This window comes from Sciscionella marina DSM 45152, from assembly GCF_000379465.1.
Lineage (GTDB): Bacteria > Actinomycetota > Actinomycetes > Mycobacteriales > Pseudonocardiaceae > Sciscionella > Sciscionella marina.
In genome coordinates, this window is record NZ_KB905386.1 from 1 (window position 1) to 21846 (window position 21846).

The window sequence follows — 21846 nt, forward strand, 5'->3', positions numbered from 1 at the left end:
CGGATCGGCGACTGCACCACAATGCTGGCCATGGAGGAGCACGAGATCGTCGGCCGCGGGTCGATGGACCGGCTGTGGATCGTAGGCGAGACGGTGCGCCGCGAGCGCGGTGCGCATAGCGATACCGTCGCGACGCTGTTGACCCACTTGGAGCGACGAGGGTATCCGTACTCGCCGCGCTACCGCGGTATCGACGAGCAGGGCCGAGATGTGCTGACTCGCTTGCCTGGCGTGCCGGTGCCGACCTTGCGCGGCGACGACCAGCTTCGCGAGGTCGGCGGCGCGATCGCCACCTTCGCCGAAGCGGTGCGCGATTTCCGTGCCCCGCCGGGAGCGCTGTGGCGCAATCCGGAGGACTGGCCGCTGCACGGCGACACGGTGATCCACAACGATATCGCGCCGTGGAACATGCTGGAGCGCGACCAGCGACTGTGCGGGCTGGTCGACTTCGACTCGGCCCGGCCGGGCCGGGCGATCGAGGACGTGGCCTATGCGGCCTGGCACATGACCCCGTTGCATGACGAGCTGATGGGCGACGGTGCTGCCCCACCGGCTCTGGCCGAGCGTCCTCGGCGATTGCGGATCTTTGCCGATGCCTGCGGCCTGGACAGCCAACAACGCTGCCGGTTGCTCGACGAGGTGGCTCGAGTCCAGATCAACCAAGCCGCCCGGGTCGCTGCGGGCGCGCTCGGCCCGCGGGCTGATACCGCGCGGCACTGGGACAGCGGGCGGTTCACCGTCAACATCGCCCGCTCCCTGCTATGGCTCGACCACCATCGTGACCACCTCCAACAGACACTGACCTAAGCGCTACCTCGCAGAGGATCCTGCCGTACGTCCGCAGGTTGTCAGGACCCGTGTCTAGGGTCGGAGACATGTCTACCTGGCCCGGCGTTCCCGAACGTGTCCCACGGTGCAAAGTAAGACATCGTTCATGGTGGAAGCGCCGTGGACGGTGAGTGCTGAGCCAGCGACGACGTGCGCCGTTCGCCCGACCATAGCTCGTTGAGCTGCGAAAACGTGCCACCTTGCGCCTCAGGACACGCTCAGGAGCGCGTCGACTGTTGCGTAGCCTAGTAGCGTCGATGCCATGTTCAAACGGGTATTGGCTGTCGCAGTAGCAACAGCGGGAATGGCACTCACCCTGGCCTCAACGGCCGGCGCCGCGCCTCCACCGGTCTACCGCAGCTACCAGGATTGCCAGGTGGCCGGTCAGAACGCCGTCGGCGCCGCGGGTGGCCCCGGAAACCTGAGCTACCAGTGCCAGGAGATCCCCGGTGTCCCCGCCGGTGTGGCCGGTTGTCCACCGAACGCGGGTCCCAGTGGATGCATCGGTGACTACTACGAGCTGCTGACGTCCTCGCCGTAGTGGGCGAGGATTTAGGAGCAGCAGCGAGGATCGACTTCAGACGGGCCCATCTGATCCCCGCCTACTTCGGGTAGCCGCAGTATCCGCCGAAAATTGGGCGGATACGGGTGTGAGTAGCCTCGCGACAGCAGGTCGGCGTTCTGGGTCCCGGCTGGGGTCATGTTGCCGTTAGCGAGGGCCACCGCTGGATCGCCCAGGCCCGCCAATCGGTCCAACCTTGTGGTGGGGCACTTGGGTAGTTGCCAGCCAGCTCGCTCGCGTTGGGAACATCGAAGATCTGCTCGTAGCTATCGATCTCGGCCGTGGTCAACACCATGCTTGCGCAGCGCGTTTCGTGGTGGCGCTGTGCGATCCGCTGTCGTTGGGTGGCTCGGTCCACTGGCAGATACACCAACTCGAACGTGCCACCAGCTTGGTTGGTCAGCCACCGCAGCGCCGCCCGCTCGTCGCGCGACCAGCATCCGAAGTCCAACACCACGCTCGTGTCCAACGCCAGTAGCCGCAGCGCCACGGAGATCAGCCGGCCCTCGAGCACGTCACGCTTCCCGTCGAGGTCCGGGGCTCCGAACAATGGCAGCATCCACTCGTCGGGACTGAGCCGTAACGCGGCACGCTCGCCGGCCAGCCGCCGCGCCATGGTCGTCTTGCCCGAACCAGGCAACCCGACCAGCAGAATAAGTACAGCCACGACACCGATCATCCCGGCCACGTCCTCCCGCTTGCGTTCGGCACGGGTCGCCACAGTACTGGCCGAACCGCAAGCCGTGCGGATGAACAGCTGTCCGGTGTTGGTCGGCTACAGGAGCTCGAAGAACCGGACAGCTGGCAGCGCGGTGTAGCCGCTGTTCTGGTAGACCCGCCGGGCAGGAGCATGAGCAGGGTCCCCGCCCGTTTCGACCATCGCCACCCGCATGCCAGAGCGCTGCAGCCAGTCGGTAGCGCGGTCAGTCAGGGCCGTTGCAAGCCCCTGGCGCTGGGCGCTGGGCGCGACAGCGAGCATCGATATTTCACCGACGCCGGTGGCATGCTCAAGCCGTGCGGCGACGAAACCGATAACCGTCTCGTCGGGCTGCTCGGCCACCCACACCTGCTGGCCGGGATTGGCGAGCACGTTACGCACTGCCTGCGCCTGGCCCGCTCGCCAATCACCCCGCAACCGACTGAATAACTCGTCGCCGAGCAGCTCCTCGATGGCGGCGAAGACCGGTTCCCACGCGCGCAGCCCCAGCGCGACGACCGCGGGTTCATCGCCTACCTGGTAATCCCGAAGGGTAGCCATCAGGAATGTTGCTGGCGAATGGTCTGGCCATCTTGCACGAGGGTGGCGGCGAACTCGCCGGACATGCCCACCGGGGTCGAAACGTCCACCAGTGCCCCGTTCGGGTCGGTGAGCAGCAGCTGCCGTTGCCCATAGAACAGATTGCGCGGCTCAGCCACGACCGACAGTTGCCGGCGTTGCGCTTCGGCGTACACCGCATCGACATCATCAACGACGAAGGAAAGCACCGTACCGGCTGGTGCTTGACGGAACCGCTCGGGGATCAGCTCGTGGTCGCGCCGCCAGATGCCCAGATCACCGGCCGGCGTTCCGTGCCCATTCTCAAGATCGAGGGCTCCGGATGTCAGTGGCCAGTAGGAATTCCCCACTCGCGGCCAGTTCGTCTCCCCACCGTGGACAGGTCGATTCCCCGCTGGCGGCCACCAGCGTTACGAACCGTGACTGTCAGCCGGGCGGGTTACCGGCGTCGTTGCGGGCCCCACCACGGGAAGATCGGCGGCAGGTCACTGAACTCGCTGGATGGCTGCCGGGGTTCGCGGGTTTCGCCGTCGTCACTGTCCCAGCGTCGACCGTACTGGTCCGGGATCGTTCCCCAGCCCCAGTAAGGCACCGGTTTCTGCGGCTGGCTGCCCACGGTATTGAGCGGATCAATACGCTCAGAACCGACGGTGCATAGGTGCGCCCAATTGTCGCCGAGGTCGAATACATAGGCGAACTACTCGCCCAGGTTGAGCCTGCTCAGCTTGGTCGCTGCGCTGTCCAGCGCCTCGTCGGGAAGTTCGCCGTCCCAGTCGCGCGCGCGGCAGAGGTTCGTGCCCTCGGCCAGGGTGAACATGTGCAGATGCGCGAGATCCCAACGGGCGAACGCGGCGTCGACCGCTTCAGCAAGCTGCGCGAACGAGTGACTGCGCGCGGCAGCGAACACCCGCCCCGGTCGGGGCCACATCACCTGCCCTCCGCCCGAGACCAACTCAACCTGGATAGATAACCACGTGCGAGCCACCTGCCGACTCCTAACACTATGCCGAAACTCTGGCATCCTGGACACTACTGAACGTCACCATAGACTGGGGAATTCGACTGGCCGTCCTTGGGGAATCTGAACTGTCCACTGACATCCGGAGGTGAGGTTGACGAACCAGTCGCTGTCGAAAGCGACTGTGAACCCCAGCAGGCTGACGTAGAAATCCCGATTATGTGGTAATCAGACTGGAGGCCCTTGACTAAGAGCTGAAGGACAATACGTCCTAAAAGCACCTGTCAGACGCTCGTCTCTATGCGTCAGAAAAATGACTTAACGACTGCGTTACGGCATTCATGGTAATGTCATCAGAAGAATCTGGAAGTTCTACTTTGCTATTAGAAATATCAAGTTCTAGAGCTTCAAATATCTACACAGTAATTATTGAAAAGCAGTTATACGACCGGTTCACGGATCAGTTTTCGGACATACTACTGCATGCTGTGGTGGTTGTCAGCAACTATTCCCCGCATCCCCCGACGCGTTCGTGTGGCTACGGCTCTACCAAGCGGAGATGGAAGGTGTCATCCCACGCGGCCGACGACTGCCGTTGTGGTGGACACTGCGGAAACCGGTCCGGCCGTTGACCTACCACGCTGCGCACCGCATGTTCGAGCGTGTCAACGACCAGGCGGGCACGGCGGCAACCCTGCATGCTTTGCGACACACCGCCGCCTACCGCATGGCCGAGGACCCGTCGCTGCCGCTGACGGACGTCCAGCTCGTCCTCGGGCACGCGCAGCTCACGACAACACAGCTCTATCTGACACCCCGCAAGGAAGAAGTGATCCGTAAGCTCGTCGAGAGTCGCGAGATCCCCCTGCGGGAACGGGTCGTCGGCCTGCTCGTGTTGCTCTACGCCCAACCAGTCAGCCGGATCGCGCTGCTCAGAACCGACGACCTCATCCTCGAGGAGGCCACCATCCTGCTGCGGATCGGTGATCCGCCCACACCCGTTCCCGAGCCCCTGGCCGGCCTGCTGCGCGAGCTCCGCGCCCAACGCATGGCGTTTCAGGGCCCCAACGCAGACACACCCTGGTTGTTCCCCGGCCGTCGCGCAGGTCAACCCATGCGGTCACAACCACTCGGCGAGCTCCTGCGCCACTACGGGGTCGCTGTCCAGCCCGGCCGGACCTCCGCGCTCCGCTAGCTCGTGCTACAGGCACCAGCTCCGGTTATCGCAAGCATGCTCGGCTACCACGACACGCACACCACCTGGCTCCGCGCCGAGACCGGCGGCACCTGGAGCCGCTACGCACCCGGTGACGATCACAAGCAGTGACACCGTCCTCCGCCCGAACGAGGCATTCAGGTCGGTCGATCACGAGCGCTTACCAGCATCACAGGCCAGAGGCGCCGTTGCCGTTTTCTTGACACTCCCGTCAACCGGCGCCACTGCTCCCGCGCTGCAAGAGCGCCGCCGCTTCGCGCTGCGAACGCGGCGCCCGCGATCATCAGCCGGCGGCAGCGCCGGCGGTGCTCACCTCAGCAGACGCACGGCCGAGACCGACCGCGCAACGCGACTGCCCACACTGCGGCGCTCCGGTCACCATCGTCGCCCTGCTCACCACTCCAGAAGCAGCCCGCCTCACCAGGCCCATGGCGACATCCGATGGCGTGGTGCCGGTCCGCCGGTAACCACTGAACACCGCGCCCAAAGCCCGCCCACTCACCTTCGTTTTCGCTTCACAGTCCCGGCGGTGATTGCAGGAAGATGCAGATCCGTTCGGTGGCTGCTGGTGTGAGCTGGGTGTGGAGGCCGCAGGCGGGTTCCAGGTCGAGTGGTTCGCCCGGTTCGAGTACGTCGAATCCCTCTTGGCGGTAATATTCGGCAGGATCCCGGTTCGGTGGTGTCTGGCCGTAGACGAGCCGGTGTCCACAGCGTCGGTATACCGCGCAGCAGCGGTGTAATAGTGCGGCGCCGAGGCGGTGCCCGCGGGCGGGTTCGGTGACCGCCATTGCCTGGATTTTTGTGCAGCGCAGCAGTAAGGTGCGCAGTTGTTCGTGATCTCGTGAGGCATCGGCGTCGGTGCGCAGATGCGCCAGTAGATATACTGGTGGTGCCGCCATTAGCCCTGCGACTATGCCGTGCCGATCGTGTTCTGCGACGAGCACAAGGCTTACCGCCGGAGCGACCTCGGTGATGGCCCGGTCAAGGTCGCCGGTCGCGGGGGCGGCGGCCGCGATGAAGGCTTGCGGACTATCGTCGAGTCCGGCGTGCAGCGCGGTTGCGGCGCTGCCGTCTTCGACGGCGTGGCGGACACCACTGAGCAGCGGGACCCCGGCCAATGCCAGGATCCCGGCGAGCGCGGGGAGATCTGCGGGCCGGGCCTGGCGTATCCGGGTCGCGAGTCCGGTTACCCAGCCGTCAATGAGACCCCGGCCGGTGGAGTGTGTGCTGGAGTCTCCGATATGCATTCCGCGTGGCTTCCCAGGCGTGGCTGCCGGTGGCCGAGTCCTTCCCGCGAATTCGGTCCGGCGCGGACCGGTCATGTGGGCTTTTCGCCCGTATCGTGGTGTTCAGCGGCTGTCCGCTGTGCACGCTTCGAGCATCCCCAGGGTTCTTGGTGATTCGTCTCGGTGCTTTCTGTGTGGTCAGCGACGGAACGGCGGGGTGCACTTCCAGCTCGGGTTGCTGCATTCCGGGCAGCTGCTGAACGAAGGATCCGCATTGGATGCCTCGGCCTGCTGCACGTCCGCCGGGACGACCTTCAGCTCGAGGTCGAACATGTCGTGTTCGTCCCGGTTCCGGGTGGCGAGTGTGTTTTGCATATTCCCAACTCTCATCGCAGGTGTGCTGGTCGTGCCGATCGCGATGGCATCGCCATCATGACACGAGTCACCCGGATTCGCTATCAGGTCGATTTAGTCTGCTCTTGACAACGGTGGTTCGGTATTGCGCAGGAGCGCCGGGGTGGTGCCTGAGGGTCGCGAGGGGATTTGTGTGGGTACGGAAGAACGGTATTCCGCATTGGGGGTGGTCTACTTGCGGACACCGGTACTGCCGTACGGCAGCGGTACGCTGCCGTATCGGGACCGAGAGCCGGTTGACGACGCGTGGCTGTTGCGCGCGGTGGTCGCTGATCCGGTGGTCCGGGAGGCGCTTGAGGTCTCCAGCGAGTCGCTGGCCACCGTGTTGCGCAGGATGGACTCGGGCATCGAGCTGAGTACCGCGCAGCTGCGCCGTGCCGCGTACGCCGCGTGTCGGTATTTGCTGCGGATGAGCGGGCGCCCGACGCCGTTCGGGGTGCTCGCCGGAGTCGCGGTCGGGGAGTTCGCCGAGCGGGGCGAGGCGGAGATCGGGACGGCGCACGGCAAGGGCGTTCGCCCGGATGGCGAGTGGCTCGCCGCGGTGGTAGCCCAGCTGCAGCGGCGCCCCGAGGTGTTGCGGTGCCTGCGAGTGTGCGCCAACGACCTGGTGTTCGAGCGGGCTGGGCGACTCGTGCTGCCCTATGTCGCACGTCGTGGTCTCGGTGCCGAGTCGGCGCAGGAACAGTCCGTGCGGGCCACTGCGCCGGTGTGGTTGGTGATGGCGGCTGCGCGCACCCCGATCGGTTGTGCCGCGCTGCTCGACCAGCTCGCCGAAGCATTCCCTGGTACGGAGAGGGAACGAGCGGTGGCCCTGGTAGCGGGACTGGTCGATGCCGGGCTGCTGCAGACCGAGCTGTCCGCGACGCTCACCGCGCCCGACCCGATGCGCAGGGTGCTTGCGGTACTGCACCGAACCCCGGCACCGGAAACCGCGCAGCTGCAACGGATCGCCGCCCTCTTCGAGAGCTACGCCAGGGCATCGCTTGGTGCGGGCCGGCCAGCATGGGATGCGGCAACCTCCGCGGCACGGGAACTGCACCCGGCCGGCACCACACCGATCCAAGTCGATCTGCGTGCCGACGCGCGATTGCGGCTGCCGCAGGCGGTGGCGGCCGAGGCCGAGTCGGTCGCCGCGACGTTGCTGCGGCTGTCCCCGCCGGAGGGTGCGGCGGGGCACCTCACCCAGTGGTACTACGCGTTCGTCGACGCCTACGGGATCGGCGCCAGCGTCCCGGTCAAGGACGCGCTGGACCCGGAGCGGGGCATCGGCCCGCCAGCCGGCTACCAGCAACCGCCGGCCAGCCGGTTCACTGCGCCCGGCACCGAGGACGACCGGCGGCGGGACCGGATCTGCGGGCAGCTGGTGCAACAGGCGCTGCTGTCTGGTTCCGACGAGATCGTGCTGGACGAGGCCACGATCGCCGCGCTCGCAGCGCCTGGGGATCCAGCCCCCGCACCGGCCACGGCAGAGCTGACCTTCCAGCTTCTCGCTCCGTCGGTAGCGTCGGTCGAGCGGGGCGATTTCCGGTTGGTCTGCGCCTCGGCGATGGCCAACGGGACGGGCGCGCTGTTCGGCCGGTTCGGCTATCTTGTCGAGGGCGGCGACCCTGCCGCGGTGCAGCCCTTCGCCGGCGACGCGCGGCTGCACGGTCAGCTCAGCTTCGAACCGACGGCTGCCCGGCATGTCAACATCATGCGGGTGGCTCGCGCGGTGGACCACACCCTGGCGATCGGGACCTTCGACGACCGCGACCGCCCGGACGTGCTCGGCATCGAGGACATCGGGATCGCCGCCGACCACGATGGGCTGTTCCTGACCTCGCTGCGCGACGGTCGGCTGATCACCGTCACCTGCCCGCAGATGCTCGACACCGACAAGCACGCCCCGAACGCTGCCCGCCTCGTGCGCGAACTCGGCGGATACGGCACGCGCACCCTCTCGCCGTGGCGCTGGGGCGGCGTGGACTGCCTGCCCTACCTGCCCCGGGTACGCCATGGCCGCACGGTGCTTGCGCCCGCACGCTGGCGACCGGCGCCCAGGCTCGTCGAGGCCGCGCGGGACGGGACTGGCTTCGATGACCTGCAGTGGGACGCCGCGGTGGCACAGTGGCAGAAGCAGCTCAGCGTCCCGGATCTGGTGCAGGTTCGGGACTTTGATCACGGTGTCGAGCTGAACCTCGGCATGCCGCTGCACCGGCGGCTGTTGCGCGATGAACTGCGCCGCAAACCCGACCTGGTCTTCGTGGAGACCGCCCACCGGGAGGAGTCCGAACTCGGCTGGCTGCACGGGCATGCCAACGAGATCGTGGTGCCACTGCGAGTTCGCCGCCGTGCCAGAGCAGAAACTCGTTCCGCGACCAGGCCCGCGGCCACGCGGGTAGCCGTCGCGCCCGGCGGCGAGTGGCTGTTCGCGAAGCTCTACAGCAGGCCACAGCGCCACCACGAGCTGCTCATCCAGCACCTGCCGCGGCTACTGGACCTGGATGGGCAGCTTCGTTGGTTCTTCATTCGCTACGCCGATCCCGATCCGCATGTGCGGGTGCGTTTCCACGGCCCGCCGGAGCTGCTCAACCAGCGGCTGCTCCCGCGACTGCACGCGTGGGCCACGGATCTGCGCGCCTGCGGGCTGCTGCGCAGGCTCACCATCGACACCTATGAACCGGAACAGGATCGGTACGGCGGCGCTGCCGTGCTGGCCGCCGCCGAGCGCGTTTTCTGCGCCGACAGTGCCGCGGCGCTGGCCCAGTTGCCGTTGCTGCACGACCCGGCCGAACCCCTGCCACCGGAAGTGCTCGCCGCAGTGAACTTCGTCGACCTGCTCCGGTTGCTCGATCCGGGCTGGGCCGACTGGTACCGAGGCAGCGCCGTCTGGCACTACGACGGCATGCACCGGCATGTCCGGCAGGCCACCGAGCTGGCGCGCCGGCTCTCCGATACCGCTGGCGCGTTGCCCGGCACACCCCTGCCTACCGTCCACGCCGCCCTCGCGGACCGTGCTCCCGCCGTACGCGACTACGCCGCGGCCCTACACGCGGTGGGGGAAGACGGAAGGCACCGCAGCGCGGTCGATGGCATGCTGCACATGCACCACAACCGGCTGATCGGGATCGACCGTGCGAGTGAACAGCGGGCCAACGCCGTGGCCAGCAGGGTGATCGCGGCCCACCGCGGCCGCGTCAGAGCAGGCCGCGAATGAGTACCCGGTCCGTGCGGCTCGGCGCGGTGCTCGCCGCCACCGCCGAGCGGCTAGCCGATCCGGCCACCACCTGCCCGCAGGGTCCGGATGGTGCCCGGTGGCCGACGCTGGACAGTCAGATTGGGCTTGCGTTGTTCTACGCCGAACTCGGGCACGCCGACCCGGGCCTGCGTCCGGTCGCCCACCGCTACCTCGCCGCCGCGAACGCCGCATTGTCCGGCACCGGCAGGCACACCCTGTCCGCGGGCGTCCCGGCACTGGCCTTCGCCGCGTGCGCCGCCGCGCACCGCGACGGTGAGTACGCCACGCTGCTCGCCGGGCTGGACGCCGCGATCTTCGGTATCGTCGGTGCCCTGCTCGACGAAGAGCGCAAGCGGCTGGCCAGCGGGACGGTGGCGCCGGACAGCACCCGCTTCGACCTGCTCGCCGGGCTGGCCGGGCTAGGCAGGTACCTGCTGTGCAGGTGTCCGGCGAGCGCGCAGGCAGAAGCGCTGCTGCGGGAGATCCTCGATTACTACCGGTTGCTGGTGCGGCCGGTAACCGACCGCCGCCTGCCCGGCTGGTGGGTGGCCTGCGCGCCCGACCCAAGCGCGCCACCAGGGGCCGGACACGCCAACCTCGGCATGGCACACGGCATCCCCGGTCCGCTGGCGCTGCTGGCCGTAGCGTGGCGGAACGGGGTGCGTGTGGACAGACACATCGAGACCGTCGAAACCATCGTCGAGTTCCTCCGCACCTGGTCGGACACCGACGAACGCGGCCGGTACTGGCCCGCCGCGTTGGCGATCGCCGACTACACCGACCGCCCCGTTGCGCTGCCGCGTCCCCGGCCCGCCTGGTGCTACGGCGCCCCCGGCGTGGCCCGCGCCGTACAGCTCGCCGGGCTGGCCGCGGGCCGGCCGGACTGGCTCGCGCTGGCCAGACAGGCAGTGCATGATCTGCCGGAACCGGAAACCGAGACCGGAGTCTGCCATGGCACGGCAGGCTTGCTGCAGCTGGCCGTGCGGATGCAAGCCGACGACCCCGCCTGCGGACTCACCGCCCTGGCGGACCGGCTCGCCGAGCACACCGCCGCCACACTCGCCGATGACGGGAACGAGGATCCCGGACTGTTGACCGGCACCACAGGAGCGGCACTCGCCCTACACACCCACGGCACCGGCACTGCGCCGAGCAGCGGATGGGACGGTGTGCTGCTGATCGGATGAGGTCATGCGATAGACCCGGCCGATTCGGCAAGCGCGCCGTCAGCACGGCTGACACTCCCGCTGTTGGTCACGCCTGCTTCCCGGCCACGATCGTGTACCGAATAGGTGGCCGTGCCTGCCCATTGCTGCGTCGCTGACCTGCCATGATGTGAGCGTTGGCGGCTCTTGCCGACTTCCTTACCGCGGCTACTGTTCCACACCATGCCTGTTGCGTCATGTGCATTTCGGCTGCCACGATGCAGCAGTGCGATGTTGACATTTGGGGAGGTTGAGGACATGAGGCACCTGACAGGTGGCGCGTTCGCGGTCTTTGCCTCGTGCGTTCTGGCCGTGCCACTGGCCGGGACAGCACACGCAGAGATCATCGGACCGGGGAACCCCTATTTCTGGGACTGCGGTTCCTCACGCAGTGGTGGCATCCTCGTAGAAGCCTTTGGCCAAAACATTCGGGTCATAGTCAACCCCGACAACGGGCCGTCGCGAGAAGAGACTCGAAGCGGGAGTATCTCCGAGCGGTTTGATGGCGGCTCGAGCGGCAACGCCGCGATATTCACGAGTAATGACGGCGGATTTGGGCCCGGCACCCGGGTTTACTGTGACGGTGCGCCGTGAAGACCTTCATGCGCCGGGGCTTCGTCACGTTGGTGCTGACCGTAGCCGTGGCTGGAGTCGTGCAGGGGCAAGCGAGCGCGCTTGACCAGCAGACCTACTTCTGGGACTGCGGCAGCTCCCGTGGCGTGACGCTCAATGTCACCGTCTATGGGAGCCAGCCGGGGATGTACGAAGTCGCCGGCGGCCCATCCGGGAATTTTCCGCCCAACCAACCGCAGAGCATTCCAATGCCCCCCGGCCAAGGCCAGGTCAGTGTCGGTATCAACGGCAATGACCCCGGCTTGATCGACAAGACTTCCGGAGTGACGTGTAACGCGTCGCCATGACGCGCGAGGGGGCACATGCTGCCAGCAGTTTCACCGCGTGGCGACGCGCTGAGGCAGGCAGCTCAGCGCGGGCTGGTGGTGCTGGTCAGACATCACCGCCCCGGCGAACCTATGCGGTCACAGCACTAGCGAATCCTCAACCGGCCACCACCGTACGGAATCGGTTCGGCAACTGGCACTGGATTGGTGTCAGCGGCTGATCCATGTGTCGATGGCGTGTATGGCGGTGGACGCTAATTGCGCGGGTGCGGCGCTGGCGCGGAGGGATGCGCGTGCGACGTCAGCGAGTTCGTGGTCGGTCAAGCCGAGCTGGGCGCGGCAGAGTTCGTACTCGCGGGCCAGAGTGGTGCGAAAGGGCAGGGTTGCGTCGGTGTTGATGCTGCAGGCCACTCCGGCTCGCACCAGGGTAGGCAGGGGGTGGGCTGCCAGGTCAGGCGTGACACCCAGCGCGCGGTTGGAGCTCGGGCACACGTCCAGACACACCTGCTGTTCGTGGAGCTGCTCCACGAGTTGGGAATCTTCGGCGGCGCGGACGCCGTGCAAGATCCGGTGCGGGCTCAGCTGTTCGAGGGTGGCCCGGATCGACTGGGGGCCGTCGAGCTCGCCGGCATGCGGCACGGATAGCAGCCCGGATTCGCGGGCAAAGGCGAAGGCGCGGGCGAACCCACTGGGCGGGTGGCGCTCGTCGCCGCCCAGGCCGAACCCGACCACGCCGCGGTCGGCGTACTCGCCGGCCACGACGGCGGCCCGTTCGGCCTCGACCGGGTCGTCGCCCCGCTCGGCGGCAACGATCACCCCGACACCGGTGCCGAATCGCTCGCTGGCCTGCCGCGCCGCATCGAGCACCACCTGCAGCGTGTCCTGATCACCCCCGGTGATCGGTCGGTAGCCACGTAGCGACAGAGAGGGTTCGATCCACACTGCCCCGTCCTCGGCAGCATCTTCGACCATTTCTTCGACCAACCGGGCCAGCTCCTCGGTGGTGTGTAGCACAGATCGGGCCGCGCGGTAAGCACGGACGAACTCATCGAAGTTGGGGTAGTCCTCCACCGGCGCCGGTACGGCCACGTCGTGACGCGAGGCCAGCTCGGCCAGCGTGTGTGGCCGCATCATGCCGGTCAGGTGCACATGCAGGTGCGCCTTGGGCAGCTCGACCAGCGATCGCCGTCGTTGCAACGGCGCGTCGCGCCGCGGGTGATCGTTCGCGTCTTGGGACAATCGCGTCGAGTAATTCGGTTGCAAGGAAGCACTCCCACGTAGCAACAAGACCGGACACGAAGTCCGAACACTGGACACAGGTCACCTTGCCGACTCTGGTCAGATACATGGAGCGGCATCGCGGCGCACGGGATCGGCGCCGAAAAGCGGAAACACCCGCGACTTGCAACTCACCAGCGGCAAGTTAACCGCCACAGACCAGTACGAGCAACCGTTCGCCGAGCTGTGTGCCAACGTTACAAGTGATCGGTCAACATTACATCTCGATCTTGCTAGTTGTTAGCGTCAGTCCCTCTCTGCCAATTGGTTGCTGGAATTTTGTCCGATTGATCAGCTTCGAGGTGGCGGTAGATCACGGTGGCAAGTCGTCGTTTGAGGCATCGTAGGGCTTCTCGGTGTCCTTTGCCGGATTCTCGTTTCCGCTGGTAATAGGCGCGGGCTGGTTCGTGGCAGCGAATTTGGCTCAACGCGATGAGGTGTAACGCGTGGTTGAGTTGACGGTCACCGGCGCGGGAGAGGCGATGTCGGGTTACGTCGCCAGAGGACACTTCGATGGGCGCGGTGCCGCAGTAGGAGGCGAAGTGGTCCGCGCTGGGAAAACGTGCGAGGGATCCGGCCCGGCCGATGATGCGGGCGGTCAGGACCGGCCCAGCTCCGGGGAGTTGCAGCAGCGATGGTTCAAGTTGATCAAGAGCATTCGACACGCGGACTTCGGCGGTGCTGATCTTTTTGTTCAGGTGGCGGACTTCGGCGACCAGGTCGACCGCGAGCGTGCGCCGGGTGGCTCGGGCCCCGCAGGCGCGCCGAACCCGACCAAGCAGCGCAGCGGCGCGGTCAGCGGTGAGCCAGGTCGGCGCCCCACCATCGATGAGATGTGAGAGCAGCACATGGAGCCGATTGACGACCTGGGTGCGACGTCGGACCAATTCGTCACGATGTTCGCTGAGCAACCGCAAGGTCTCGGCCTGCTCGTCGGACTGATGGAGACGGTCGCTGCCGTTGAGGGCGGCAACAGCGACTGAGCGGGCATCGACTTGGTCGGTCTTGCGGCCATGTCCGGTGGCCAGTTCGCGGACCCGACTGCTTAGCTTCGATGGCACGTCGATAACAGCGATGTCGTCGTCGGCTAAGCGTTGCGTCAGCGGGCGGCCGAGGCCGCTACTGCCCTCGATAGCCCAACGGATATTTGGCCAGCGGCGGGCAAGGCGCCGTAGTTCTCGGTAACCGACACGACTCGCGGACACACGGAGTTCGCTAAGCAGTCGGTGACGGCCGTCAACGACCGCCGCGTACCAACTGGTCTTGTGCGGATCGATTCCGATGACGACATCGTGGTCCATATGCACTTCCCTCTCGCTACATGTTCAGTGGGAGCGCGGAGGGCAGACTGACGTCCAGCACAGCAGACCTCTCTTGGGCCACTCCGCGCGGCGGGACCACGGCGGACACAAGCTACCAGTGAGCCAGCCACGCGGCGGCAAGTTGTAGTCGAGCGATCCGACCGTGGTCCCTTGGCCCCAAGCCTGCAGCGCCAGGACCCAACGTCAAATGACCACGTCAGTTGTAGTGGATGTTCCATACGGCGATCGCGGCGGTGCGGGCGGTTTCGCTGGAGAACTCGCGGGCGTAGAGCAGTTCCTCGGCCAGAATGCGTTGGTAGCGCTCAACTTTCCCGTTGTGGCGTGGGGTGTACGGCCGAGTCGTCTGATGCCGCGTCTGGTTGCCCGACTATCCGTGCGAAGTCGTTAGAGCGGTAACACGCGCCGTTGTCGGTGACGATGCGGTGGATGTGGGCGATGCCGTGGGCGGCGAACCAGGCCTTCGCGCAGGCCAGGAACGCGGCGGCCGTTGGTCCTTTCTCGTCGTTGAGGGATTCGGTGTAGGAGAGCCGGGAGAAACCATCAACAGCGGAATGCAGATAGATGTAGCCGCGTCTTGCTCCGGCTGATTTGGCGCGGCCTGTGGCCCTGGCCTGGTCGCTGTCGCGGCCATGGACTCGCCATCCGCCTCCGTCCGGGATCCGGCCGACCTTCTTCACGTCTAGGTGCATAATGTGCCCAGGCCAGCGGGCGGTGATTTTGCCGGGCTTGCGGTTGTTGTCCCCGCCTGGGTCGATGAACCGACGCCGTCCGAGACCGAGTCGATTCAGGTGCCGAGTCACGGTGCGGCGGTTGAACTTGTGGCCCAGGTCGGCGAGTTCGTCCGTGATGCGTTGCGCGGGCCACTTGTGCTCGCGTCGCCAGACCTCGATCTGCTCAATGATCCATGCTGGTGCCGCCTGCGGGCTCCGGTGGGGTGTCGAGGAACGATCAGTGAGCCCCGCGTCGCCGTGTCGTCGCCACCGATTGACCCACTTCGACGCGCAAGCACGGGAGATGCTCATCTCCGCGGCGACGTGAGCGATCGGCCGAGTCCGGCAACGTTGCACAAGCCGGCGACGCCCTTCAACTGACAGTGGCGCGTTGGCGTGCGTCATGCCTGGTTCCCCGCGTCGTCGTTGAGCCTACCGTCGTGTTGCGCAGCGATTCGGCTCGTTGTTAGTCCGATACCAGCGACCACGGAGACGAGGGCCATTGTGGCGATCGGAAGTGCCGTGGCGCCGCCGGCACTGGCAAGTGGTGCTGCGATCCCGCCGAATGCGAATTGGGCGACGCCGATCACAGCCGAGGCTGTGCCGGCTCGCTCTCGCGCTGGTCGGGTCGCCATAGCGAGGCTCGTCGCGTTCGGCAGCACCAGCCCGACCGGAGACATCGCCAGGAACAGCCCGATCAACGCCGCCCACAGACCGGCATGCATCACGTGGACGGTGAGGAGAATGATCCCGCCCGAACCCGAGACGGCGAACCCGGCCAACACCAGCTTCCACGGCCCGGTTCGGGTGACCAATCGAGTGCTGACTTGCCCCGCGAGAACGATGCCGAGGCCGTTGATCGCCAGCACGATACTGGTTTGTAGTGCCGTCAGACCATATGTCTGTTCTAGGAAGAAGGGAGCTCCAGAGATCACTGCAAACAAGGACGCAAAACTTAGTCCCACTGCGGCGGCGAATCTCACGAAGTCCCGGTTGGTGAGAAGGGACCGTGTCGAAGCCCGCGTTCCTTGCTCCGAGCTGGTCCTGCGCCGTTCGCGGGGCAGGGATTCCGGGAGCCACACGAACGAGCCGACTCCGATGGCTACGGCAAGGACAGTGATCACGGCGAAAACACCGCGCCAATCGATCACTTGCAGCAACACGCCACCGGCGAGAGGCGCCAATGATGGTGCCAAGCCAGCGATCGCCAGCAGCGCGGCGAAGAAGCGGTCGGCGTCCGGTCCTTGATATCGATCGGTAACGACGGCACGCGCGATGACCAACCCCGCAGACGCCACGAGACCGGCCACAACGCGCACGATGACGAGCATGGGCGCATTAATAGCGGCGGCGCACAGTGCACATCCAACGGCGAAGGCGGAGATACCGACCAGAATCGGTTTGCGCCGTCCCAACATGTCGCTGACTGGTCCTGCGACCAGTTGACCCAGCGCGAGGCCCACGAGGAATCCGGTCAGGCTTAGCTGTGCCTGGCCCGGCGAGGCGCGCAGATCGGCCGCAAGGTTCGGTAAAGCCGGAATATACATGTCGATGGCCAGCGACGGAGCCGCACTCAGCGCGCCCAACAGCGCTGCAAGCCGCAGGCGGCCACCACGAGCGCGCCATCCACCGGTGGAGACTGGTCGCGAAGCATCCATGCACCCGGACGCTAGAATCTAGAGTCAACTCTAGATCAAGGAGATGGGGCTGAATGCCTGCCACGTATTCCATCGGCGAAGCCGCCCGCGAGACCGGACTGGGCATCCACACCCTGCGCTACTACGAATCAGAGGGTGTGCTCGTCGACGAGCCTCAACGAAGCCCGACTGGGCGACGCTGCTACACCGAAAACGACATCGAATGGCTCATCGTCTGTCGCAGACTGCGTGAGACAGGGATGCCGATAGAGAGCCTCAGCCGCTACGCGGCCCTACTACGTGAGGGCACCGAGACCGAACACGAACGTCTCAAGCTGCTCACCGCGCACCGTGGCAAGGTCATCGACTCGATCAACCAGCTCAAGAGCAACTTGGAACTCATCGACCTCAAGATCGACGCCTATCGCCGGAACCTGCGACGAGTCCGCGACGGGCAAGACCTACCAGCTTCCACTCAAGGCCGCATCGAACTCCAGCCGCAACCGAACCAAGAGGACGCGTCAACAACCTCCTGACCCGCAACGATTAGACGTCTTGTATTTCGAGATTCGACGCCGCATAGCGGCACGTTCGGAACGCCTCGCTTGACGACGAGCCCGCCGCCCTACCTTGGTAGTCTTGTCATGACCGATCCCGAACTGGTGCCGCATGTACTGGCGACGCGCAGCACGGCGCTCCGGGGTGATACGGCTGGCGAAGAAGTCGTCGTAAAACCGGTTCACGATAGCCGGAATCGGCAACACGTACAGATACCAGGCAGCAGCACCCGCCACGACAAACAGCAGCGCACTGCCCACGAAGTACCAGCCGTGGACGTAGTCCTTGAGCAGACCTGCCCACCCCAACCCGGCAATAGGTATCCCGAAGAACAAATCACGACGATTGTCCCGGAGCGCTACGCGGAGCTTCGCGCGCTGTACCCGGAACACGAAGGTGCTCCCCCAGGCAATCATCAACGCCCCATGCGCACCGACCAGTCCCGCCGCCAGCCACGCAAGCAGAGTCCCCTCGCCCGTCAAGACGGTACCCAGATGCCACAGCCCTCCAGATACCAACACGATGCAGACCGTGGTCACAACCATGAAGCCCTCGGCCCGCGCCATATCACGACGAACCTCTTACTGATAGGCACAGCACGCCATCTCCCAACGACCGATGTTGTCCTGCGGCGCCGATTGTGCATCCCAGCCCTGACAGTTCCCGGAATTACAGACGACCCCGACCCGGCAACACCCGACCATGCGACGGCATCGTTCCAAGGCAACCAGCACCGAAACTACCGTGAACTCGTTGGAAACCTGTCCGCAGCAACTCCCTGCCAGGAAAGCGCAAGCCCATCAACCAGCGATAACGCACCCCTGCCCCATCAATCGACGCACCGACAGTCCCGCACACACCGCCGACAGACCCACGCTCCGAAAGTGCAAGCCCGGGCCACGACGACACAACGAGGCATACCGTCCGTAACTAGCCCCGACAAGCATTCACCACCACGAAGTCACTGTCGATAACCAGAAAGGCAGGCCAGTCAACGCCGTTCACCTACGCCGACCACTGTCCACTCCGGACCAGCGCCAGCACACCAGTGAAAATTGAGCACCCACGGAGCACCACAGCGCCATTCACACCAGCAAAGATGATCATCAAACCAGAGAAAAACCAGGTCAAACCCGGTGTTTGCGAGTGGGCCGCCTGGGGCTCGAACCCAGAACCTACGGATTAAAAGTCCGCAGCTCCACCTTTCAGGTAGCGCCGCCGAGTGCCGACCCATGCCGGTTTGTGCAGCTCATACGGTAGATCCCGTTCCCGTGGCGCCAACCTGTGCCGGCAGTTCTTCGACACACGAGCCCAGATGGAGCCCGGTGCCCCCGCACTTTAGTCCTAAGTGGACAGATACCGTTGTGACAGCGACGCCTGTAGCGAATCTGTAGCACCTATCCGCATGGAAGGCTGGCTCATCGGTAGGACGTCAGTATCTCCGTCGGACAGGTCTCCACGAACACCACCTTCCAGGATCGATATGGCCGTAGCCGCGAAGGCAGCGCTGTTGCCGGCAGTATCAACACCGCACTCGCTTGGGGCCAGCACGACCTGTCCAACAACAACGCATCCAGGTCATGGAAAGTGGTCGTCGAGGGATTCTACAACCCGACTGACCCCTGTCATCCGCTGCGCTGGTTTGACCGCGACGCCCTACGCGAGCAGTGCAAGTCGAAGCTTGCCTTGGTCCGGTTACCGAAAGAGGAACAGGACGCGAGTACGACGGAAGCGCTCGATCACACGTCAGAGTTGATATCTCTGCGAAAGGCCAGTGGGTCGCCCGAGTAACAGCTCATCCACGACACCGAAACGGCTGTTGGTTTACTCAATGTCCATGCTGTGCTGCTCGTTCACGACCACTGTGGCGGCGTTGCCTGGGGCCAGGCCACACCGCTGTGAGTGGCGGTCTGGCCCGCACGCGGTCTGGCTAGGTCGTTGGCTACGCGCGCGCCCGGATTGCTTGCTGGCCTCCGGTCCGGAGGAACTGCTTGAATTCAGCGCGCAATGAGGCCAGCTCTATGGGACGGCCAGCGAGTATGTCCAGCAGCTCTTGGATTGGCCAGGTGGCGAGGTGCCCATAGCGCGCGTTGAACAGCTTCAGCTCGTGGATGCCGAATTCGTCGTCGAAATCCAGGAGCACGTAGCCGAGCATTTGGAATAGCACTTGGGCGTCCAGGGTCGCGTAACGGGTGCCGTCCTGACGTTTGCTGCCGAGTAAGGTCTTGATCTCTACCAAGGTTCCGGCGGCGATGAGATCAGCGTCGGCGTTCATCAGAGCGGAACCGGAAAATACCGGTCCGACAGCCCAGGGGCCGCGTTTGGAAGCGAGCGCAGGCAGCAATATCGTCTCGGCTTGCTCTCGTAGGGCGGCGAGTTGGTCTAACGCGGCGGCCGAGGCAAGAGCGAGCAGCGCCTCGGCGTCAACGGTGTGGGGATTCACCGCGACGGCCAGTGGCGAACGCTCTGGTGGCACGCCCCGATACAGTTCGGTGAGCAGGGATAGCGCCCAGCAGCTACGCGCCAGCAGTTCGGTATCGCGGGGCTCGGGAACACAGGGTCCGTCAAATCGGGTCGCGGCGGTGTCACTCGTCGACTCGCCGAGAGGCGGTGGCTGAGCACCAACGCGTGCCGCGAGTTCAGCCACGGCTGTTGGCATTCGACCGCCGAACCGGCGTGCCCCGGCCGCGGGCAGCTCAATGTCCGGGTGCGGGTCCACGAGGAAGCGCACCAGGTAATCGAAGCTGCCACCGATTGCTCCGCTGCCACCACCGGCAGGTTCCGCGCTGGCAGGAACCCGGATCGGGCCTACGGAGTTCTTGTACGCCTGGAACACGGCCTTCGTGTTCGTGGACGGGAAGCGCTCAACCAACCATGACTTGAGCGGGCAATCCTTCAGTTTCAGGGCCTCGGTTAATGCGGGCCACCCGCCAGTCAGGCGGATGTCGATCTCATTGGTCATCGGTTTCACCGCCCGTATTCTGCGTCGTAGCGTTGTTTGAGTTCGGCGGCGCGTCGTTCGTCGCAGGTGTGTCCGGGCATTTCGGGATCACAGCGGAGTTTGAGTAGGCGGGAACGGATCGCGCCGGGCGAGCGGCCGTGGTGTTCCGCGAGTTCGACACGTAACGCTTCTGCGTCGGTTGTGGTGCTGGCGCTGAGCCACTGATCGTGGAGGGCTGCTTCGTCTTCACGGGTCCAGCTCGCGTGGGACAGGCGGGGTCCGCCGGGGCGAGGTGGGAGACGACGACGCGTTGGCTGTGCTGCCACGGTTCGTTCGGGCAGCAACGGCCAGGTTTTCGCTGCCGCGCGAGTGTCGGTAGCATGGTCACGCAGCCGTGCGACCTCGGTCGCGTTGGCTCCCTCGTTGACGAGCTTGCGGGCACGCCAGTCGAGCTTGTCCGCGAAGTCTGTCTGGTGCGCGCGGAACCAGCGGGACTGCTGTCCATGGAGTTCGCGCGGTGCGACCAGGCCGATCTGGGTGGGGCGACTCGTCGCTAGCCGCCAGGCTAGCCGAGCTGCGGCGAGCGCGTCTTCGGTGCCGTCGTGGGCTTGGTCGAGGCGTACTCCGTAGTGGACACACACGTCGCGGAGAGTGCGGCGACCGGTGCGGCGGGGATCGAGGTGGCGGTCGATGCACAGAGGGTCGATCACCGGGCCGCTCAACGCAAGGCTGCGTTGGTGGTGGCGCCGGAGTTCGGCGTCGAGCATGGTCAGGTCGAAGGGGGCATTGAACGCGCACAGCGGGCTAGTCAGGGTCCATACCTCAGCCAGGTAGGCGGTTATCTCCGCGATGACCTCGGCGGTTGGGCGGCCATCGCGCTGTGCCTGCTCGGTGGTGATGCCGTGGATGGCGGTCGCGTCCGCTGGTATCTCAACTCCTGGATCGGTAAGCCAGGTGTAGCTGTGCACAGCCGGCGATTGCCCCGGCTGCGGGGCGACCGTAACGACGGACGCGGTGACGATACGGTCCCGGTGCGGGTCGACGTCGGTGGTCTCCAGGTCAAGCGCGACGATCGGACCATCACTCCATAATGCAGCGAGTTGAGTCATACGCGCACGGTAACTCCGGGCGCCGACAGTTTCGGGCCGCGCGCGCGTGGCGCTTGATCGACATCGCCCGAATGGTCGCTTCAGCTACCTGGCGACGGTGCCGTTGAGCGCAGTGTGCCGATCACACTGCGCCTCCAATCATTGGCGATCCAAACCGACACGGGATGGCACGAACAGGACCTCGGGTCGAGGTCCAAGTCAAGCCGATGTCGCAGCCCTGCGAGGCCAGCTAGACGACCGCTGAGACGAACAGCAGCTCTAGCAGGCGACGCCTAAGAAACATGGGCTTGAGCCATCGAAAGTCAGAGTTTGACCGTACACCTTCGGTTACACCCATTCGAGTGACACACTTCCCGCACGATACCTCGCTGCCGCGATGGTCCAGTGCACGTAACTCACAGAAACATCAATGTTAACGTTTCGCCTGATTGATTGGCGAAACTTTCACAAGCTGTGACGAGAATACCGCGCAGCATCGTCGGTCTGTCGG

19 protein-coding genes, 1 tRNA gene and 1 pseudogene are annotated in these 21846 nt (G+C 65.5%); 7 read left to right on the forward strand and 14 right to left on the reverse strand.

Going from position 1 to position 21846, the window contains the following annotated elements:
* Both A37U_RS48285 and A37U_RS51475 read left to right on the forward strand, forming a co-directional pair.
* Positions 1-807, forward strand: an 807-nt coding sequence (locus A37U_RS48285) for a phosphotransferase (protein WP_020497161.1), incomplete at its 5' end; no start/stop codon positions are given.
* 325 nt (positions 808-1132) lie between these two features.
* Positions 1133-1369 (forward strand): hypothetical protein, encoded by a 237-nt coding sequence (locus tag A37U_RS51475; RefSeq protein ID WP_169526861.1) that lies wholly within the window; start codon positions 1133-1135, stop codon positions 1367-1369.
* Positions 1370-1526: 157 nt separating this feature from the next.
* Here A37U_RS51475 and A37U_RS0113440 read toward each other — a convergent pair whose 3' ends face one another.
* The 4 genes from A37U_RS0113440 to A37U_RS52890 form a co-directional block, all read right to left on the reverse strand.
* Complete coding sequence (locus A37U_RS0113440) at positions 1527-2111, reverse strand: P-loop nucleotide/nucleoside kinase family protein (protein ID WP_020497163.1); 585 nt, start codon at positions 2109-2111, stop codon at positions 1527-1529.
* 54 nt (positions 2112-2165) lie between these two features.
* Positions 2166-2648 carry a GNAT family N-acetyltransferase gene (locus A37U_RS0113445; protein WP_020497164.1) on the reverse strand — a complete coding sequence of 161 codons (483 nt, stop codon included), beginning with the start codon at positions 2646-2648 and terminating at the stop codon, positions 2166-2168.
* Complete coding sequence (locus A37U_RS48290) at positions 2648-3016, reverse strand: VOC family protein (protein ID WP_020497165.1); 369 nt, start codon at positions 3014-3016, stop codon at positions 2648-2650. The genes A37U_RS0113445 and A37U_RS48290 overlap by 1 nt, the downstream gene beginning before the upstream one ends.
* Before the next feature lie 347 nt (positions 3017-3363).
* Positions 3364-3597, reverse strand: coding sequence for a plasmid pRiA4b ORF-3 family protein (locus tag A37U_RS52890; protein WP_205622923.1), 234 nt, complete (start codon positions 3595-3597; stop codon positions 3364-3366).
* A 586-nt stretch (positions 3598-4183) separates the two neighbouring features.
* Here A37U_RS52890 and A37U_RS49645 point away from each other — a divergent pair.
* The gene (locus tag A37U_RS49645; RefSeq protein WP_083933470.1) at positions 4184-4819 is read left to right on the forward strand and encodes a site-specific integrase; all 636 of its coding nucleotides are present in this window, start codon (positions 4184-4186) and stop codon (positions 4817-4819) included.
* Between the two features lie 536 nt (positions 4820-5355).
* Here A37U_RS49645 and A37U_RS48295 read toward each other — a convergent pair.
* Both A37U_RS48295 and A37U_RS51480 read right to left on the reverse strand, forming a co-directional pair.
* Positions 5356-6087, reverse strand: coding sequence for a GNAT family N-acetyltransferase (locus tag A37U_RS48295; RefSeq protein WP_020497169.1), 732 nt, complete (start codon positions 6085-6087; stop codon positions 5356-5358).
* A 177-nt stretch (positions 6088-6264) separates the two neighbouring features.
* Positions 6265-6441 carry a hypothetical protein gene (locus tag A37U_RS51480; RefSeq protein WP_020497170.1) on the reverse strand — a complete coding sequence of 59 codons (177 nt, stop codon included), beginning with the start codon at positions 6439-6441 and terminating at the stop codon, positions 6265-6267.
* Positions 6442-6613: 172 nt separating this feature from the next.
* Between A37U_RS51480 and A37U_RS43555 the strand changes: the two genes are divergently transcribed.
* From A37U_RS43555 to A37U_RS0113490, 3 genes are all read left to right on the forward strand, one after another.
* Positions 6614-9676, forward strand: a complete 3063-nt coding sequence (locus tag A37U_RS43555; RefSeq protein ID WP_169526863.1) for a lantibiotic dehydratase — start codon at positions 6614-6616, stop codon at positions 9674-9676.
* Positions 9673-10884, forward strand: coding sequence for a lanthionine synthetase C family protein (locus A37U_RS43560; protein WP_083933472.1), 1212 nt, complete (start codon positions 9673-9675; stop codon positions 10882-10884). The genes A37U_RS43555 and A37U_RS43560 overlap by 4 nt, the downstream gene beginning before the upstream one ends.
* Positions 10885-11492: 608 nt before the next feature.
* On the forward strand, positions 11493-11822 hold the full coding sequence (locus tag A37U_RS0113490; RefSeq protein WP_020497173.1) for a hypothetical protein: 330 nt from the start codon (positions 11493-11495) through the stop codon (positions 11820-11822).
* A 189-nt stretch (positions 11823-12011) separates the two neighbouring features.
* Here A37U_RS0113490 and add read toward each other — a convergent pair whose 3' ends face one another.
* From add to A37U_RS43570, 4 genes and pseudogenes are all read right to left on the reverse strand, one after another.
* Positions 12012-13064 carry an adenosine deaminase gene (gene add, locus A37U_RS0113495; protein WP_205622924.1) on the reverse strand — a complete coding sequence of 351 codons (1053 nt, stop codon included), beginning with the start codon at positions 13062-13064 and terminating at the stop codon, positions 12012-12014.
* A 248-nt stretch (positions 13065-13312) separates the two neighbouring features.
* A complete protein-coding gene (locus A37U_RS49650) occupies positions 13313-14380 on the reverse strand; it encodes an IS110 family RNA-guided transposase (protein WP_083933473.1) in 1068 nt (355 codons plus the stop codon).
* Between the two features lie 220 nt (positions 14381-14600).
* Positions 14601-15516, reverse strand: a pseudogene (locus A37U_RS43565) (IS481 family transposase); the annotation flags it as partial.
* Positions 15513-16769 carry a multidrug effflux MFS transporter gene (locus A37U_RS43570; protein WP_063712788.1) on the reverse strand — a complete coding sequence of 419 codons (1257 nt, stop codon included), beginning with the start codon at positions 16767-16769 and terminating at the stop codon, positions 15513-15515. The gene A37U_RS43570 and the pseudogene A37U_RS43565, both read right to left, overlap by 4 nt.
* A gap of 53 nt (positions 16770-16822) precedes the next feature.
* Here A37U_RS43570 and A37U_RS43575 point away from each other — a divergent pair, with 53 nt between their 5' ends.
* A complete protein-coding gene (locus A37U_RS43575) occupies positions 16823-17284 on the forward strand; it encodes a MerR family transcriptional regulator (RefSeq protein WP_020497178.1) in 462 nt (153 codons plus the stop codon).
* Here the strand turns inward: A37U_RS43575 and A37U_RS0113525 are convergent.
* The 4 genes from A37U_RS0113525 to A37U_RS43585 all read right to left on the reverse strand — a co-directional run bounded on the left by A37U_RS0113525 (position 17270) and on the right by A37U_RS43585 (position 21356).
* Entirely contained in the window at positions 17270-17872 is a 603-nt protein-coding gene (locus A37U_RS0113525) for a hypothetical protein (RefSeq protein ID WP_020497179.1), read from the reverse strand. The genes A37U_RS43575 and A37U_RS0113525 overlap by 15 nt on opposite strands.
* A 581-nt stretch (positions 17873-18453) precedes the next feature.
* Positions 18454-18523 (reverse strand) — tRNA-Lys (locus tag A37U_RS51485).
* Between the two features lie 725 nt (positions 18524-19248).
* On the reverse strand, positions 19249-20268 hold the full coding sequence (locus A37U_RS48300) for a hypothetical protein (protein ID WP_157182813.1): 1020 nt from the start codon (positions 20266-20268) through the stop codon (positions 19249-19251).
* A 5-nt stretch (positions 20269-20273) separates the two neighbouring features.
* On the reverse strand, positions 20274-21356 hold the full coding sequence (locus A37U_RS43585; RefSeq protein WP_020497182.1) for an exonuclease domain-containing protein: 1083 nt from the start codon (positions 21354-21356) through the stop codon (positions 20274-20276).
* Positions 21357-21846 lie beyond the last annotated feature (490 nt).